The sequence below is a fragment of the Nostoc sp. ChiSLP03a genome (genome assembly GCF_034531215.2).
Taxonomy (GTDB): domain Bacteria; phylum Cyanobacteriota; class Cyanobacteriia; order Cyanobacteriales; family Nostocaceae; genus Nostoc.
In genome coordinates this window covers 1-17549 of record NZ_JAVRBQ020000044.1, presented here as the reverse complement: position 1 = coordinate 17549, position 17549 = coordinate 1, and the positions used below count along the sequence as shown (strand labels likewise).

Here is a 17549-nt window from a genome sequence, read left to right as displayed (position 1 = left end):
AAATAAGGAAATGAGTATTCATGGCACGCGCAAAGTTTGAAAGGAATAAACCCCACATCAATATCGGTACAGTTGGCCACGTTGACCACGGTAAAACTACCTTGACAGCAGCCATCACCATGACCTTGGCAGCTATGGGTCAAGCAGTAGCTAAGGGCTACGACCAAATTGATAATGCCCCAGAAGAAAAGGCACGAGGTATTACCATCAATACCGCTCACGTAGAGTATGAAACTGCAAATCGACACTATGCTCACGTAGACTGTCCAGGACACGCTGACTATGTGAAGAACATGATCACCGGTGCTGCACAGATGGACGGAGGTATCCTTGTAGTTGCTGCTACCGATGGTCCTATGCCTCAAACCCGCGAACACATTCTGTTGGCAAAACAGGTTGGCGTTCCTAGTCTGGTTGTCTTCTTGAACAAAGAAGACTTGATGGATGACCCAGAACTCTTAGAACTAGTGGAACTAGAACTGAGAGAATTGTTAAGCAGCTATGATTTTCCTGGCGATGATATCCCTATTATCAAAGGCTCTGGTCTGCAAGCTCTGGAAGCAATGACCAAAAATCCCAAGACCCAACGAGGAGAAAATCCTTGGGTAGACAAAATCTATGAACTGATGGATGCTGTAGATTCTTACATCCCCACACCTGAGCGGGATGTTGATAAACCCTTCCTAATGGCTGTAGAAGACGTGTTCTCAATCACAGGTCGTGGTACTGTAGCCACTGGTCGGATTGAACGCGGTGTAGTCAAAGTTGGCGATAACGTTGAACTAGTAGGTATCAGAGATACTCGCGCTACTACAGTAACTGGAATTGAAATGTTCAAAAAGAGTCTTGAGCAAGGTATGGCTGGAGATAACGCTGGCGTACTACTCCGGGGTATCCAGAAGGCTGATATTGAACGGGGTATGGTAATTGCCAAACCAGGTTCAATTAAACCTCATAATGAATTTGAAGGTGAAGTGTACGTCCTCACAGAAAAAGAAGGTGGTCGCAAGACTCCATTTTTCGCTGGCTACCGTCCCCAGTTCTACGTGCGGACAACCGATGTAACTGGTACTATCAAAGCCTACACCTCCGATGAAGGCAAAGAAGTAGAAATGGTGATGCCAGGCGATCGCATCAAGATGACAGTAGAGTTGATCAACGCGATCGCAATTGAACAAGGAATGCGCTTCGCTATCCGCGAAGGTGGTCGCACCATCGGTGCTGGTGTCGTCTCCAAAATTATCAAGTAGCACCTTTTTGCTCATAACAAAGGAGCAGAGATGGTATGTATTTTGCCTCTCTGCTCCTTTCTCTTCCCTCTATATATAAGGTAATAGGTTACAGGCGACAGGTAATAGTTTTCTGTAACCTTTACCCTGTAACCTTTAACCTGTAAATACTCCCCTAATTACGCAGAACCTGGAAAATTAAAGATGGCAACTCTACAGCAGCAGAAGATTAGAATTCGCTTACAAGCCTTTGATAGGCGGTTATTAGATACATCTTGCGAGAAGATTGTAGACACGGCTAACCGCACCAATGCTACAGCCATAGGCCCTATTCCTTTACCAACAAAACGCCGGATCTATTGTGTGCTGCGATCGCCTCACGTAGATAAAGATTCACGAGAACACTTTGAAACCCGTACTCATCGCCGGATTATTGATATTTACCAGCCCTCTTCTAAGACTATTGATGCTCTGATGAAATTGGATCTACCATCGGGTGTAGATATCGAAGTCAAACTTTAATTTAGTCATTAGTCATTAGCAAAGGACAAATGACAAAAGACAAAGGACATTAGTATAAATTTTTACATAGCCCTGAAGAAATATATCTCAGGGCTTTTATTTAGCTAGGAAACAAATGATAGAATGTAGATAAAGTACGGGAAAAGCAGAGAAAAAGAAATTTTAAAGATTAAGTTTATCCCAAAGTAACAATGACATCATCTTCTAAAATTGCAGTTCGTGAACTACCTCTGTTCCCGTTACCGGAAGTAGTTCTGTTTCCTACTAGACCATTGCCTCTGCACATCTTTGAATTTCGCTACCGAATCATGATGAACACGATTTTGGAGAGTGATCGCAGGTTCGGTGTTTTGATGTTCGATCCAGTCAAAGGTACAATTGCAAACACTGGTTGCTGTGCCGAAATCATTCATCACCAACGGCTGCCAGATGATCGGATCAAGATGATGACTTTAGGGCAGCAAAGATTTCGTGTATTAGAGTATGTTCGTGAAAAGCCATATCGTGTTGGCTTAGTTGAGTGGATTGAAGACCAAACACCGACTAAAGATTTGCGACCTTTATCAACTGAAGTAGAACAACTATTGCGAGATGTTGTGCGTCTGTCAGCCAAATTAACCGAACAAAACATTGAATTACCAGAAGATTTGCCCGATCTACCAACAGAATTATCTTATTGGGTAGCCAGTAATCTTTATGGTGTCGCCGCAGAGCAGCAATTATTGTTAGAAATGCAAGATACTGTAACTCGTCTAGAGCGGGAAGCAGAAATTTTAACTTCTACTCGGAATCACTTGGCAGCTCGCGCTGTTCTCAAAGATACATTTAGTCAAAAGTGAGGAGTAGGGACGCGATTAACCCTTGTCTGTACAGTGAGGAGTTAGGAAGAAAAAACAAAAATAAAAGATTGACAACTTATAAATTATATTTCCTAGCTGATAACTGGTAAATCCTAAATGATAACTCTTAACTTCTTAAGTAATGGCGTTGATCGGTAAAACATTGTAAGCCCCAAGAATTTTTAAAATCTCTGTGTGGATAGTTAATTCGCCTAAAGCAGATTGCATTTGTGCTTCCTTCGCATCTGCTTCTAAATCCATGAAAAACAAGTATTCGCCTAGCGATCGCTTTGTCGGACGAGATTCAATCCGGCTGAGGTTAATCCCTCGTTGAGCAAATATTTGCAAAGGTTTGACCAATGCTCCGGGTGTGTTGGCAGGCATACTAAAAGCTAGCGATGTGTGACTGGCGCGTGTTGTTGATGCCCGGTATCTAGCTTCCGCTTCACCCTGACTTACTACCCAAAAACGAGTAAAGTTTTCTGGATTGTCGTTGATACCACTAGCAAGTATCGGCAGGTTGTAGAGTTGAGCTGCTCTACTAGAAGCGATCGCTGCCGTTGTTGTATCTTGCTGCAATCGCTGTAGTGCTTCGGTTGTAGAATTGCTGGGAATAATCTGTACAGTCGGGAGAAACCGCTCTAACCATCCCTGACATTGTGCCAAAGCTTGCGGGTGAGAGTAAACAGTTTTAATCCTATCTAAATTAGACGCACAGGAAATTAAGGTATGGGCAATGGGTAATACCAAAGCTAACTGAATACGCAAACTGTCTAACTGCCATAGTGTATCCATTGTTGTAGTCACACTCCCTTCAATAGAATTTTCCGCTGGCACAACAGCCAAGTGGACTTGACCATTAACAACCGCGTGCAGTGATTGGGAAATGCTGGGATAGGGGCATAATCTAGCTTCAGTTCCTGTACTTTTGCTCAACCAGTTGACATAAAAAACAGCTGCTTGTTCTGTGTAAGTGCCGGGAGGCCCTAAATGTGCGATCGATAAAGTCATACTTTTAGCCTTGAGTTGCGAGTTTAATGCCTAAACAAAGATTATGATATTTTGGTTTGGCAAATATATCCAACATTTACTCTTACTAAACACTGTTATCTCTAAAATTTACGCACTAAAGGGCTAGAAGGAAATATGTATCCAAGAAAACAAGTTATGGAAATCAGTCTTCTAGCAGATAGATTTCCTAGTAGTTTTTTTACTAAATCCCTCGGAAGATTTAAGAGCAATGATATTGTTTTCTACCCAAAATTACATGCACATTATTATTTTTGTGTCAATAGTTAAATCCTAATCTATATTTATTGAACTCAAGATAGAATGAGCGTAACAACTTTGTGTTAATGACGTATAGCTGATAAGCAACAATCGTTTTTATAATCAATAAATTTTGTACTTTTCTAATAATCAGAACTAAGTTGTTAAAAAATATTAAAATTAAGAAACAGATATTTTTATTAGCTCATGGCTACCCGGTTTACTGCCTCGCAATCGGTTGAAATCGCTGTTCCAGAGCAGCCAATTCCCATTCAGCACTACTTGCGTCAGCCTCAGCGTCTGGTTAAGGCTTTGGTTGACAATAGCCGGATTCAGCAACTTTCTGAGGAAGTATTTCGTTTGAAAATGCGTCCGCTGACTTTTATGTCACTAAGTATTCAACCTACTGTGGATATGAGAGTCTGGGCAGAATCAAATGGAACAATTTATTTGCGATCGCTAAACTGTGAAATTTTAGGTTTCGAGTATATTAACCAGCGCTTTGCTCTCAATTTAAAAGGCTATTTGTCTCCCAAAGAGTTTAGCACTGGCACACGCCTGCAAGGAAAAGCTGATTTAGAAGTAGTGGTGGATTTTCCACCGCCATTTTCCTTTACTCCTAAGCCGATTTTAGAAGCTACTGGCAATGGTTTGCTCAAAAGCGTGCTGTTGTCGGTCAAGCAACGGTTATTGAATCAACTTTTGACGGATTATTGCTACTGGGTGATATCACAAACCAAAGATAGATAACTTGACAGTGATAGTACTGAATTACCAATCTTGAATGCTGAGTAATTTGTATAACAAACAGTATTCAGGAGTCACTAGCCAGAATACCCTTTCAGGGTAGCAAGCTACAGAATTGAATTCTGTAATTAGTAGAAGGTCTGTAGCTTGCTTCCCACAGCTTATCCCCTACTAAACTAATTGATTCTGAATTCTTCTTCAATCACTCAACACTCAGACCTTTGATTTGGCAAGGACGAAAAGACTGACGATGCAGGGGAGAGGGTCCGTATTGTTGCAAAGCCAGCAAATGCCGCTGGCTACCATAACCCTTGTTACACTCCAGGTTGTACATAGGGTATTTTAATGCTAGACGCATTATCAAATCGTCACGCCAAACCTTAGCGACAATACTAGCAGAGGCAATAGCGAGCGATCGCTCGTCCCCTTTAACTATTGTTTGTTGCGGCAATAGCAAATCTTTGATTGACTGATTGCCGTCAATTAAGCAGAGCGCAGGCTGTACCTTTAACTTCAGCACAGCCCGCTTCATTGCTAACAACGTCGCTTGCAAAATATTTATCTTGTCAATTTCGTTAGTAGAAGCAAACCCAATTTTCCAATCTATAGCCAGCGCACAAATTTGCTGCGCTAGCTGAGTTCTCCGAGAAATAGACAACTTTTTACTGTCTTTGATTTTAGCTGCCATCAGTATTGGCAAAGCGGGATCTGGTAGGAGCACTGCTGCCGCCACCACAGGACCAAACAGAGCGCCTCGCCCTACTTCATCCACACCTGCAACCAACCCTGGAATATCTGACAAGGTAGAAAATTCTAGCCAAGTGGATTGTTCCAAAGGCGTTGGCGATGTTTCTACCATAAATTAAATTAATTATCCTCGGTCGCTGAAGAACGACGGCGGCGGCGACGGCTGGCTGTGGCGCTACTATTAGCTTCACTTTCATCTGCGATCTCTTTGGCCGCAGCAGCTTTTGCAGACAAGCGTCCCGAAGGATTCACAGTTAACTCCGATGGTAGTTCAGTTGTCTCTTCGATCAAAGATTTTTGTTCTGGCTCAATAACTTTTGGTGTCGGTATTTTGCTTGCAGTTATTTCAGGTGTTGCCTTTTGGGCAATAGTGATTATTTCAGGTGTTGATTTTTGGACAATAGTTGATTCTGAGGTTGATTCAATTGGGGTCGTTGGTTTTTGACCAGGCTGAATCACATTAATAATCACAGACTTGGTATTTTTAACCTCTTGCTCTAACTTCACTAAGGGAGATATTCCCATCAAGGCAAATATATCCTGTTCTTGGAGGCTCATTTCCACAGTTCTAATCTCCGGTGGTTCGACCACTGGTTTAACTGGTTCTGCCTTGATAATTTTAGTGCGCTCTACTCTTTCACTCCAGCCTGGTTTACCAAGGGTGGGTGAGGGAATTTCTGGCGCAACTCCTAGTTCTGGTTCTATATCCAGGTCTAAATCTGGCTCGTTAACAAAAGTCAGGGGACTGGGAACAATCCGAGCTTCATCTTTCCCGTTTAACCCATTAACACCAATTCGACTGCGGCGAGTCCGGGTACGGCGCTTATCATTAAGTTCTTGATAACTAGGATGATTGATTAGATTTAGGTTACTCAATTCCGAGTCGCCGTCAAATCCTTCCCCAAATCCATCGTATGTTTCTCGTGGTTCCGGGATACGGGCAGATGGCTGACGTGGTTCTCGGTGAGGCAAGGATACAAAACGTTCGCGCTCTGGTGTCTCTGTCGGTATCGGTAATCGGTTTTCGAGTTCTCCAGGTAGACGCACGGTATGTCCTAAACCGCCACAGGTGGGACAAGTTTCACCAAACAATTCATAAATATTTTGACCCTGACGTTTGCGGGTCAATTCTACTAAACCTAGTTCGGTAAGTTGGGCAATCTGGGGACGAGCTTTGTCTGCTTTGAGTGTTTTATTAAAGTGTTCGAGAACTTGTAGTTGGTCGCGTCGCGATTCCATATCGATAAAATCAACGACGATCACCCCAGCGATATTTCGCAGACGCAACTGGCGAGCGATTTCTGTTGCTGCTTCGCAGTTTGTCCACAAAACTGTTTCTCTAGCTGTTGCCGATCGCGTAAACGAACCTGAGTTAACATCGATTACGGTTAATGCTTCCGTCGGCTCAATGATAATGTAACCGCCAGAAGGTAGGTCTACCCTTGGTTTCAGGGCTTCTCTAATCGCAGCAGTGATGCGGAAGTACTCTAAAATTGGGGAGCGATCGCGATGATGGTCAATCAACAATCCCTGCGGTGTTTGACCGCCACTCCAATTCTGCAAGTACTGTTTGACGCGCTTCAAACCAGTACTGGAATCTACCACAATCCGATTGACATCCGCGCCGTACATATCCCGCAATACGCGCTGGATAAAGTCATCGTCTCGGTTGAGCAGCGCTGGAGCACGGGTGGAATGAGCTTCCTGCTGAATGGCCTCCCATTGCTTTTGCAGCAACTCCAAATCTTCCATAATCGCTTCTTCGGGTTTACCTTCTGCTTCTGTACGCACAAGCAAACCCATTCCCGCCGGCTTAACCAAAATCGCCAGCGCTCGTAAGCGATTGCGCTCACTTTCACTTTTAATCCGTCGGGATAAATTTACGCCCCTCCCGTATGGCATCAGTACTACGTAGCGTCCGGGTAAGGTAATGTTACCCGTGAGCCTGGGACCTTTTGTCCCCGTTGGCTCTTTCATTACTTGCACCAAAACTTTCTGTTGTGGTGCAAGTAGTTCTGTAATTGCCGCTGCGGTACGCTTGAGCTTCAATGGCCCCAAGTCAGTAACATGAATAAAACCGTTGCGCTCTGGGTCGCCAATATTGACAAAAGCCGCATCTATCCCAGGCAATACGTTTTCTACCACTCCTAAGTAGATATCACCTATTTGATGATGACCCGTAGCAACAACGAGTTCCTGTATTTGATCTTCAGAAAAAACCGCAGCAATTTGGTGCTGCTCCGCGATGATAATTTGTTTCGGCATTCAATTTCCTCAAAAATTGGCAGCACTTACAGGTTTGAGGTTTGTTGTATCAAGTCCGGTTAATTACTTAATAATTCCAAACTAATTGCGTCTTTGCATCAGTTTGAATTACCAGTGTTTTCTCGGTTTGATATTATACTTTCGCTGCACTCGCAACCCTCAAAAGGCGCTACTGATAATAAAAATCGCAAATCTGAGCTTCTAAGTTAAATAGCTATTGGCGCTCTTAAGAGCGTTTTTACGGCTGATTATTCCAGAACTGCTGCATATCGTTTAAGCTATTAAATCAACCACGAACGGTTGATTTGTGATGCAATACTCTCAAATCTTGAGAGTTCTGAGTTGAAGTTCTAAATCCTAAGTGAGCATTGTAACTCAGGATGTTTTCTTTGAGAGTAACCTACTGAATTCGTTAAGAAAAAGAAGCTATTTCTATTTTCCATTCCCTGGATTTATCTTAGGGTTATACTCAGCAGCCACAGTTGCTATCCTACCTTGAGCCGCTCTAAACTAAGACAAGCACCGCTTTGCGTGTCTCGCGAACGTCTACAAGTAGGCAGAACCGACAGCAGTTGTTTTAACTCTAAAAAAGTAATGCACTAGCTCTTGGGCACTACGTGGATTAGACATTCAGCAGTTGTTTAAAAAGCATGAATTTAGAGAAGCTGACCGAGCCTGCTGTTAGTTACTGATTCACAAGGTAGCTATATAGAGAGTGTGCATTCTTTAATCTGCTTTTTGTTTGTCTAGGATAAAATCCTAGAAGTTGCACTCTAATATCTTTGCTTTCGCCCCCTGAATACCAGGGTAGTGAACCAGCTAATTCAATGCAGCGCCAGAAAATTTCTCTTCACCCTATTCTAACGCAACCTTGCTAAAAATCAATTCCTGCGAGCTGCCATCTTAGGACAACTACTAGCAAGTTGCCATACAGGGATTATACCCCTAAAATTAGCCGATTGCGGTGGATGTGCAGGAGTTGAAATTCTACACCAGCCACTGTCTCTAGCATAAACAGGATTTGTTCGGGACGCAACAGCAAACCGTCTTGGCGATAGCTACCTAAATAACGGATTACAGATGACATAGATTCTGCAATGCTATTGTGGGTTTCTACTAATTCCAGTTCAAATAAGCGATCGCGCAGATTTATTAACTGGCTCTTGCCTGATTTAGTTGTTTGCTCGTACCAAAGTTCCTCTTTTGCTTTGATTGTATCAATCCAGGTTTGCCATTGTATAGGTGTTGTTTCTGCTAGTGTTGCTACAGTAATTAAATACTCTGCGGACTCTAGCAGTTGGGTAGCGGCACTAGCTTTTAAATCTATTTGCTCCACATTATATATAGGTATGTCTGTGGGCATTTCACGAGCCAACTTTCTGAAGAAAGTATCAACTTCCACTGGCACAGTTAACTCAAAATCTGCAATTTCACCGCTGCTAGTAGCCCCTAGAGCCAAAGCAGTTGCTAGAGAAATCCGTGGCATTGGGTGAAACCCACCAGTAAAAGCAATTGGTAAGCCGGATCGCCGCACAATTCGGTCAAACAGACGGATTAAATCAAGATGGCTCATTAAAGCCATATTACCTTGTTTCCCAAACCAAACTCGCAGTCTTTGCGCCTTAGTTGTGTTGGGGACAAATTCGCCAGCAAATTTTGGGATAACAGGTGATTGAATCACCACGTTATGCCCAAAATCAGTGCCACAGACGCCACAATGAGAACAACCTTCAAAAGAGCAGTCTGGTACAATTGCAGCTTCTAGAGCGCGTTGCAAGTCTTCTTGGAGCCACTTTTTGTCAATCCCGGTATCAATATGATCCCAAGGTAGGGGAATATCGAGGGAGTGGGGAGTGCTGAGTGAGATGTTCTCCTCTGCTTCTTTGCTCTTTTGCGCCTCTATATGAAACAAATTCCATTCGCCATTTTCTACTTGGCGGTATTTCCAATCTAAATCGGCTTGGGCGATCGCAGATCCCCAAGCGCTAAAAGCTCGATCTAAATTTTCATACCAGGAATCCATACCTGCACCCAATTCCCACGCCAGGCGGACTACTTTGCTCAAATTGCGATCGCCTCGTCCCACAAAATCTTCCATTGCCGAAATGCGGACATCGGTAAAATTTACCTTCACTGCCTTGATTCGGCGGAATTCTTGCCGCAACAGGTTTTGTTTGCGCTTAAATTCAGCGGTAGAAACTGAGTGCCACTGGAATGGTGTATGGGGCTTGGGCGTAAAGTTAGAAATCGTCAGGTTAAAGTTTAGGGGTTTTCTACCCTTACCTCGACATTCTCGCTGTAGCCAGCTTACCGTTTCGGCAATGCCTACAACGTCAGCATCGGTCTCACCTGGCAAGCCAATCATAAAATACAACTTGATTTTATCCCAGCCTTGCTCCCAAGCGGTTTTTACTCCCCGCAACAATTCTTCATTCGTCAACCCCTTATTCACAATGTCCCGCATCCGCTGAGTACCAGCTTCTGGAGCAAAAGTCAGTCCACCTTGGCGCGTACCTCCCAGAATATTGGCAATATTCTCATCAAATCTATCTACCCGTTGGCTTGGTAGAGTCAGAGAAATATTTTCATTTTTTAAGCGATTTTTGATTTCCATCCCCACTGCTGGTAGGGACAAATAATCAGAACAACTCAGAGATAGGAGAGAAAACTCATTGTAACCAGTTGCCCGCATACCCTGTTCAATTGCTTCTACAACCTTATCGGGTTCTACATCCCGTGCTGGTCGAGTCAGCATTCCTGGTTGACAGAAGCGACAGCCACGAGTGCAACCACGCCGAATCTCAATGGTCAAGCGGTCATGCACCGTTTCTACATAAGGAACTAACCCAATGGAATATGCTGGTATGGGAGTCGCAACCCGTCGCAGAATTCGCTTCGGCACATCTGGACGAAGAGGGTGAACTGAGCCATTCTCTGCCATATCGTAAAACCGAGGCACATATACGCCTGGTATCTGTGCCAAATCCAGTAACAGCTGTTCCCGACTTAATCCTGCTTGTTTGCCTTCTTCTAAAACCAAACTAATTTCTGGCAGCAGTTCTTCTCCATCTCCAAGGGCGATAAAGTCGAAGAAGTCAGCATAAGGCTCAGGATTTGATGTCGCTGTTTGCCCACCAGCAAAAATCAACGGAAAGTAAGACTGGGTATCGGTAGATTCCCTATTCCCCTGCCCCTCTGCTCCTCGGTCACTGAGCGTAGCCGAAGTGCTGCTCCCTTGCCTCTCTCGCCACGTCAAGGGAATTCCAGCCAAATCCAACATTTCGAGGATATTAGTTGCACCCAGCTCGTAACTGAGGCTAAAGCCTAAAATGTCGAATTCTCTTAGCGAGCGCTTTGACTCTACCGCAAACAATGGCGTATTAGTTTCGCGTAGTTTGGCTGCCAGGTCTTTTCCTGGGAGGTAGGCGCGATCGCACAATTGACGCGGTTGGGCATTCAAGATGTTATAAAGGATGATGTGCCCTAAATTAGATGCACCGACTTCATATACTTCTGGGTAGGTTAAAACCCAACGTATTGCTGTCGTATCCCAATCTTTGTGTACCGCTAACAGCTCGTTACCTAAGTAACGTGCTGGTTTTAAAATATCCGACGTTATTAATCTTTCAACTGCAACAACCACTGTGCTATCTTCTAGCTACCTTAATTACAGCTACCTAAACCCAACATTAGCATTGAATTAGGTCTTCTAACAGATTTTATCGTTGCAACTTACAACTCCTTTACATAAAGTCCACTTAATTATTGCCCGAACCTTTGTGCTTTTACATAAAGTTATATTTGAGCCGATTTGGTTTCAGCGTCTAATATTTCAAACACCCTATCGAGTTGCGTCAGTTCAAAAATCATTCTAATTTGTGGGCCAACAGCGCTAAGTTGGCAACTTCTTCCTAAAGTAAGAGCCAGCTTGTGTGTAGATAACAATGCCATCAACCCCGCGCTGTCTAACGATTCTACTGCTGCGAGGTCTACTACCAAGGTGGAAATACCATTTTGCGCCAACGCTGTAGCCATATCTCGTTCAAATTCCAAGGCGTTTGCAGCATTTAAGCACCCTTGGGGGCGAATGACTGCAATCTTGGGATAGTTAAGCACTGCCTGCATAGTTACATCCTATTAAGAATTTTGAAGCGTCAAACTAAGGATTATTTGAACATAAACTCTATTTTGTTGCATCGACCATACGTCTTAGCTCTCTTTGCTGAATCTTTATTGCTTTAGTATGTCTGTTTAAAGATTGTTATAATTCCAGGTTAAAATGTGTTTATATATACTTTTTTTTTATGTCACTTCAAAAAGAATCAACTATAGACGGCCATAAAGCAGACAAATTATCAGTAACTATGCTGAGAAACCTTGCTTAGTCTATCACTAAAGCTAATTTAACCAAGTTTTAACGTTAGGTTAAATCTGCAACTTTAGCGTTGCTGATGGTATACGGCAAAGTCATAGTGAATTATCTCTCTAACTAATTAAATTGTGATATATATCACTACTAAGTTAGTATTTGGATCGCTCTTTATACTGGGGTTAATCTGGGATTATTAGTGTCATATTACAGTTGGGTTATTACTTATGAGAACTCAGTACGCTATTCGTAAGTTGGTAGAAAAAGCTCTTGACATTAAAAAACTAACTCCTGAGATAGAGAATGAAATCAACTCAGAACTGACGGAACTAGGTTACATTTCTGATGTTGATTACGAAGCCTTAGAATTATTAATGGCAGAGATGGATGCTGGACGAATCCAGTTGGTTCCTAGCCTGGGATTTTAAAATAATTCATAATGACGCTTTCTAAGAACGCGAACAGCGTGTCGCAGACAGAAGTTCTGTGTAGCTTGCTTCTGTGTAAAGATACGAGGACTGCCTGAGGTAGTTCGTAATTAAATCTAGTAGGGGGATAAAAGGGCGGTATGATTAGCTAGTATTTTTCTATGAGATCGATTATTTAAATATTTAAAGTGGCGTAAACTGTGCTAAAAAACCTCTACATTGTGCATTCTATCGAAAATCGCCATACAGTTCGCTAAACGCCTAATAAAAATTCCTCCCAATCTGTTTGCTGAATTTGTCCACAAGCGGAATGAACTCGTTGCTAATACCAATTCTCTATGAAGATGCATAGAATAAAGCTTCATGGAACAGAGCTTCAAGGATAAAATCATAACAAGTCAAACAGGAGATTAACTCGGAAGACATTTGAGCTAACTCATGTTTAATCCGTTGGCGCAATTCCTCTAAATTTGAGAAATTCTCGCCCTTGAACTGACGTTTGATAAACTGCCATAATCTCTCAATCGGGTTGAGTTGAGGACTATGAGATGGTTGAAAAATAGGGATGATATTTTTAGGTCAAGACAACCCCAAGGCTTGATATGCAGAAGCTTGATCCATTTGCATGATTGCCATATCATCGCCTAGTTCTTGGGATAGGACATCAAGGAATTTCTGAAAATTCTCACTGTCCAGATGAGGATATGCTTGACAAAAATGCCATCCTGTCAATGGTTCAACTACTCCATACAGCCAGAATGCCTCTCTTGGCCACTGCACGCTGACTATTGGCTTGGTGCCACGAGCAGTAATCACTCGCCCAGTTTCGGTTTTCAACCCTAGCCTAGTCTCATCCTGGCACAGATAACGCAGTCTCTTTCCTTGACCTAAGAGGTTTTGCAAGGCGACAAAGGCGTGGGGAATGTTTTTTTAAACAGGTTCACAGCCTGTTCATCCTGTTGTTTGCTTACGGGTCGAGGTATTTTCAGTTTCGCCTGGAGTTGATAGCGTACCAGACGATAGACCGTCTTATATTTGACTTCTACGTTCCATTCCTGCTTGAGCCACTCTACAATTTCCCCATAGCTACCGAACCCTTGGGGAGATTTCAGTTTTTCCTCCAAGCGCGATCGCATTTCTAGTGTAATCTTGGGAACCGCTCCAGGTGATGTTTTCACCTCTAATAATTTCCCTAGTCCCCCCTGCCGATACTTTTGTAACCACCGTGTTACGGTTGAGCCATCTCTACCTAGTCTCTGGCTCAATTCTTGATGCTGTGTAACTTGTCCTGTTTTGATCCACCACAGAAGAAGCAATCGTTCTTTTTCTGCAGATGTCCGAGTCTTGCTAAGACTTTTGGACAAATACTCAGCACTCTCCGATATTTCTAGATTGAAAGGACGTGCCATTGTTTACTTCTAGTTTTGATTCTTTCCCGCCCTTTATTCTACAGTTCTATGCAGCCTCACATAGAATTGGTATTACTAGCTGCTTTTGGGCTACTCCGAGCAATATATTCACAAATTTCATCTAAATCTCGAATTGCTGATCTGAAAATGAATAATTACTCATTCAGCAGACTCCTCAGCAATTAGACGAATTTTTTCTTGTAATCTAGCAAATACAACTTCGCCGTCAGTTACTTGCCCTTTAGCAATTTGTTCAGTTCCCACAGCAATTTTCTGCTGTAATTCTTCAAGTCGCTGCTCTCTTTCTTGTAACAGTTTAAAGGCTTCATTGATGACCTCATCTGCATTAGTAAATCTACCAATTGCAAGCTGTGCTTGAATAAATTTATCTAGTTCTGGTTTAATTTGGATGTACATATTTTCTAGCTCTATATAATTAATATTCTTATCTAGATTCTAACAGCATTGCTTTCTCAACCGGTAACTAACCATCCCACAAATGCCGTAAGCGTTCAGGCGTAATAGCCTTTCCTGGCGACGACTACCGATGTGGTAAACCGCAATTGCATTTTGTAATTGCTACACATAACTATCGATATCGCTAACCCGCATTGACAGTTAGATTACAATCTAGGTATAGTTTCTCTGACTGGAGTTGTTCATCGGGTGATTCAATCCGATTCAATGACAAAGCATACCAGACAAGTATTACTTAGTGCGCTTAAGGTGGTTGTCTTATGCCTGACACTGTTACTACTATGCACAAGTAATAGTTGGGCGCAAATCACTGCTGACAGCAAAATTTCTCCTCTGATTGAGAAGCTGATAGATAACGATGCTCACATCAGAAGCCTTGCGGCAGATGCATTAGTTAATATCGGTTCCCCAGCAGTACCATCTCTGATTGAAGCTTTGAAAAATCAAGATAGTAATCTTCGCTGGCACGCCGCTTCGGTTTTAGGAGATTTGGGTGCAGAAGCAGCACCAGCAGTTCCATCGTTGATGGCGGCATTGCAAGATGAGGATGGACAAGTCCGTTTGTACGCCACCTTAGCTTTAGGAAATATTGGTACAGCAGCCAAAGCAGCAGTTCCATCGTTGATGGCGGCATTACAAGACAAGGAGCAATTCGTTCGCATTTATGTTCCTTCTGCACTCAGAAAAATTGGTGTAGAAGCGAAAGTAGCTGTCCCAGTATTAACTGCTGCCTTAAAAGATAAGAACCCCACTGTACGTTACAATTCTGCCTACGCTCTGGGTGCAATGGGTACAGAAGCAGTATCTTCTGTCCCTAATTTAATTGCCCTGTTGAATGATAACCAGTTTTACGTGCGTTTAGGTGCTATCAAAGGTTTAGGAGGAATAGCGGCAGGTTTCCAGGACAAAGCAAATGCTTTACCTACCTCCAAGTTGCAGAAAGTCATCTCAGACTTTGAAGAGGTATTGGCAACTATACAAAAATACAAAGATAAATTCACAGAGACGGACATTAGGCTGATACGTCGCCCTCTCAATGCCCTGAAAGCAGAAAAAGAAACTCGCCTCTTTGATAGAGTTCTGGAATCGCTATTTAAGCATAAATTACTCTTGGGAATTGCCGCCTACCTTATCTTATTGCCTTCTATTTGGTTAATTCTCTTGCGGGTAGCCCCTTTATGGTTGTTGAAAATTAACAACGCCCTCAAACCCTACACAGATTTTTCTCTCCCATTTATCAGTGTTAATGTACCTCTACGATATGTGCTATTTGTTGGCTGGTTTCATTACCATCCCAGAGTATTAGATGCGTGGGTAGCTAAATATATCAAAGCAGCCCGCGAACAATTTCCCAAAAAGGATACAGTTAGCAGTCGCGCCTGTTACATTCCCATTCCCGTTGTTCTGGATGGTACAACAGTTCCCCAACTGATGAATGAGAATTTGCGCTCAACTTTCGAGAAACAACGTAGCTGTCTAGTAATTGGTGGGGAAGGAGGTGTAGGTAAAACCAGTTTAGCGTGTCGAATCGCTGGATGGGCAATGGCTGAGGATGAAGACCAACAACTCTGCAAACATTTGATGTTACCTGTGCTGTTAGAAGAAGAATTTCGGGTAACTGAAGGTAAGTCGCCGCTTTTAGAAGCCATCAGAGGACAGTTGCAAGCTTTAATTGATGAGCCAGAGCCGATTTGTCAAGAATTAGTGTTACGTTTGTTAAGAAAGAAACGCATTCTAGTGATTGTAGACCGATTCTCAGAAATGAATGCCACTACACGAGAAGCAATTGAGCCGGAGTCGCCAGAGTTTCCGGTGAATGCGTTGGTGATTACTTCTAGAATTGAGGAAAAGCTAGGGCGGGTTAATAAGACGATAATTAAACCCTTGCGGATTGAGGCTAATAAACTATCGTCCTTTATGGAAGCTTATCTCATGCAGCGAGGTAAACGCGATCGCTTTACTGACCAGGAATTTTTTGACGCTTGTAACCGTCTTTCTCTGATGGTCGGTCAAAATAATATCACTGTTTTGCTAGCTAAACTTTATGCTGAACAGTTAATCGCTAGTAAAGACGTAACATCTAATATTTCTGCGTTGCCAGAGAATATTCCTAATTTGATGCTGGGTTATATCAATGAACTCAATCGTGATGTTACAGACGAACAATTCGATGACCGCACTGTTCATCAAATCGCCAAAACCATCGCCTGGGAATGCTTGCAGCAAAGTTATCAACCAGGAACCGCCAAGCGTGCAGATGCGGTTGCTGCATTAGCAAATTTGGGTATTGATGACCCGGAAGCACACCTCAATTATCTGGAAAAGCGCCTACACTTGATTCAAACTATCGGTTCTGCTAAAGACAGAATCCGTTTCTGTCTCGATCCTTTAGCTGAGTATCTTGCAGGTTGGTATTTAATAGAATTGTATGGGAATAACGATGGTAAATGGCGATCGCATTTTTTCAAAAAAGCAGACGATTTAGTTAAAACAGGCGCACCAGATGCCATCAAAGGCTTGTTGTTAGCAGTACGAGATTGCTACTTATCTGAGGTTCAAGGTAGTAAAGAAACGGACTTTGTACCCCAAAAATCGGGTAAACTAGCTGGGTTTACACCTTCAGTCAAAACACCAACTACTACTGTGCAAACACGAATACCATGAACGGCATTTTTCAATTTATTAAAATTTATCTGCATTCCCTCATCAGCCTTAATAATAAATCTTCAATTGCAGATTTTCGATGATTATAATTACTCGATCGGCACTCACTACTGTTTGCTAAGAGCGCCGATCGAGCGTACTATTCGATAGACTATAACTAAATCAAAATTAGTGATTGTTTTGATTTTGGGAATGGAAAGGACAACCACCTGTCGTTAATTTTTGAAGAAAGACATTATTATCAAAATAATGCTCTAAAGACTCAATCTTCAAATCATCAGTGACGCGAGCAATACTAACTCCGACGATTTCGATTGTTTCACCTGTGGGTGCATAGTCCTTATAAGAACCATTAAATGTTCCCCAATGTCGCCACTTAAAGGTATAGCAACCGCCAAGGCGGTTAAGCCATAAACTGGAAGTAGACCTTGATGAAAGCTCCAGTAGAACCTCTGGGAAACTGATACCCAAACCTTATAGTTATGACCTCCGGCAAAAAGTGATCCAAGCAATCTTGCTTGATGGCTTAAAAATTACTGAAGCAAGCCGTATATTTAACATTAGTCGTAACACTATTCGATTAT

The 17549-nt window shown here is 42.6% G+C and carries 13 protein-coding genes and 4 pseudogenes; 7 read left to right on the top strand and 10 right to left on the bottom strand.

Annotated elements, in window-relative coordinates:
• The first annotated feature begins 20 nt into the window (after positions 1-20).
• The 3 genes from tuf (at position 21) to RMY32_RS06960 (ending at position 2590) form a co-directional block, all read left to right on the top strand.
• Positions 21-1250: an elongation factor Tu gene (gene tuf / locus RMY32_RS06970; protein WP_069070114.1), complete on the top strand. Its 1230-nt coding sequence runs from the start codon at positions 21-23 to the stop codon at positions 1248-1250.
• A 183-nt stretch (positions 1251-1433) separates the two neighbouring features.
• Complete coding sequence (gene rpsJ, locus RMY32_RS06965; RefSeq protein ID WP_008232935.1) at positions 1434-1751, top strand: 30S ribosomal protein S10; 318 nt, start codon at positions 1434-1436, stop codon at positions 1749-1751.
• A 191-nt stretch (positions 1752-1942) separates the two neighbouring features.
• Entirely contained in the window at positions 1943-2590 is a 648-nt protein-coding gene (locus tag RMY32_RS06960; protein ID WP_322711058.1) for an LON peptidase substrate-binding domain-containing protein, read from the top strand.
• Between the two features lie 135 nt (positions 2591-2725).
• On the opposite strand, the gene pheA is transcribed toward RMY32_RS06960, so the two are convergent.
• The gene (gene pheA, locus RMY32_RS06955; protein WP_322711057.1) at positions 2726-3601 is read right to left on the bottom strand and encodes a prephenate dehydratase; all 876 of its coding nucleotides are present in this window, start codon (positions 3599-3601) and stop codon (positions 2726-2728) included.
• A 465-nt stretch (positions 3602-4066) separates the two neighbouring features.
• Here pheA and RMY32_RS06950 point away from each other — a divergent pair, with 465 nt between their 5' ends.
• Positions 4067-4609, top strand: a complete 543-nt coding sequence (locus RMY32_RS06950; protein WP_322711056.1) for a DUF1997 domain-containing protein — start codon at positions 4067-4069, stop codon at positions 4607-4609.
• Between the two features lie 199 nt (positions 4610-4808).
• On the opposite strand, the gene RMY32_RS06945 is transcribed toward RMY32_RS06950, so the two are convergent.
• From RMY32_RS06945 to RMY32_RS06930, 4 genes are all read right to left on the bottom strand, one after another.
• Entirely contained in the window at positions 4809-5465 is a 657-nt protein-coding gene (locus RMY32_RS06945) for a ribonuclease HII (protein ID WP_322711055.1), read from the bottom strand.
• Positions 5466-5473: 8 nt separating this feature from the next.
• The gene (locus RMY32_RS06940) at positions 5474-7618 is read right to left on the bottom strand and encodes an Rne/Rng family ribonuclease (protein ID WP_322711054.1); all 2145 of its coding nucleotides are present in this window, start codon (positions 7616-7618) and stop codon (positions 5474-5476) included.
• 937 nt (positions 7619-8555) lie between these two features.
• Positions 8556-11261, bottom strand: coding sequence for a TIGR03936 family radical SAM-associated protein (locus RMY32_RS06935; RefSeq protein WP_322711053.1), 2706 nt, complete (start codon positions 11259-11261; stop codon positions 8556-8558).
• 152 nt (positions 11262-11413) lie between these two features.
• Entirely contained in the window at positions 11414-11743 is a 330-nt protein-coding gene (locus tag RMY32_RS06930; protein ID WP_322711052.1) for an STAS domain-containing protein, read from the bottom strand.
• Between the two features lie 471 nt (positions 11744-12214).
• Between RMY32_RS06930 and RMY32_RS06925 the strand changes: the two genes are divergently transcribed.
• A complete protein-coding gene (locus RMY32_RS06925) occupies positions 12215-12415 on the top strand; it encodes a hypothetical protein (protein ID WP_094349495.1) in 201 nt (66 codons plus the stop codon).
• Positions 12416-12751: 336 nt separating this feature from the next.
• Here the strand turns inward: RMY32_RS06925 and RMY32_RS06920 are convergent.
• From RMY32_RS06920 to RMY32_RS06905, 4 genes and pseudogenes are all read right to left on the bottom strand, one after another.
• Positions 12752-13231 (bottom strand): annotated as a pseudogene (locus tag RMY32_RS06920) (IS630 family transposase).
• Between the two features lie 71 nt (positions 13232-13302).
• Positions 13303-13824, bottom strand: coding sequence for a helix-turn-helix domain-containing protein (locus RMY32_RS06915; protein WP_322711051.1), 522 nt, complete (start codon positions 13822-13824; stop codon positions 13303-13305).
• 165 nt (positions 13825-13989) lie between these two features.
• A pseudogene (locus tag RMY32_RS06910) lies at positions 13990-14073 on the bottom strand (type II toxin-antitoxin system ParD family antitoxin); the annotation flags it as partial.
• A gap of 12 nt (positions 14074-14085) precedes the next feature.
• Positions 14086-14241, bottom strand: a pseudogene (locus RMY32_RS06905) (type II toxin-antitoxin system ParD family antitoxin); the annotation flags it as partial.
• A 267-nt stretch (positions 14242-14508) separates the two neighbouring features.
• On the opposite strand from RMY32_RS06905, the gene RMY32_RS06900 reads away from it, so the two are divergent.
• Positions 14509-16965 (top strand): HEAT repeat domain-containing protein, encoded by a 2457-nt coding sequence (locus RMY32_RS06900; protein WP_322711049.1) that lies wholly within the window; start codon positions 14509-14511, stop codon positions 16963-16965.
• Positions 16966-17133: 168 nt separating this feature from the next.
• On the opposite strand, the pseudogene RMY32_RS06895 reads toward RMY32_RS06900, so the two are convergent.
• A pseudogene (locus RMY32_RS06895) lies at positions 17134-17349 on the bottom strand (SnoaL-like polyketide cyclase); the annotation flags it as partial.
• Positions 17350-17428: 79 nt separating this feature from the next.
• On the opposite strand from RMY32_RS06895, the gene RMY32_RS06890 reads away from it, so the two are divergent.
• Positions 17429-17549, top strand: a 121-nt coding sequence (locus tag RMY32_RS06890) for an IS630 transposase-related protein (protein ID WP_322711194.1), incomplete at its 3' end; no start/stop codon positions are given.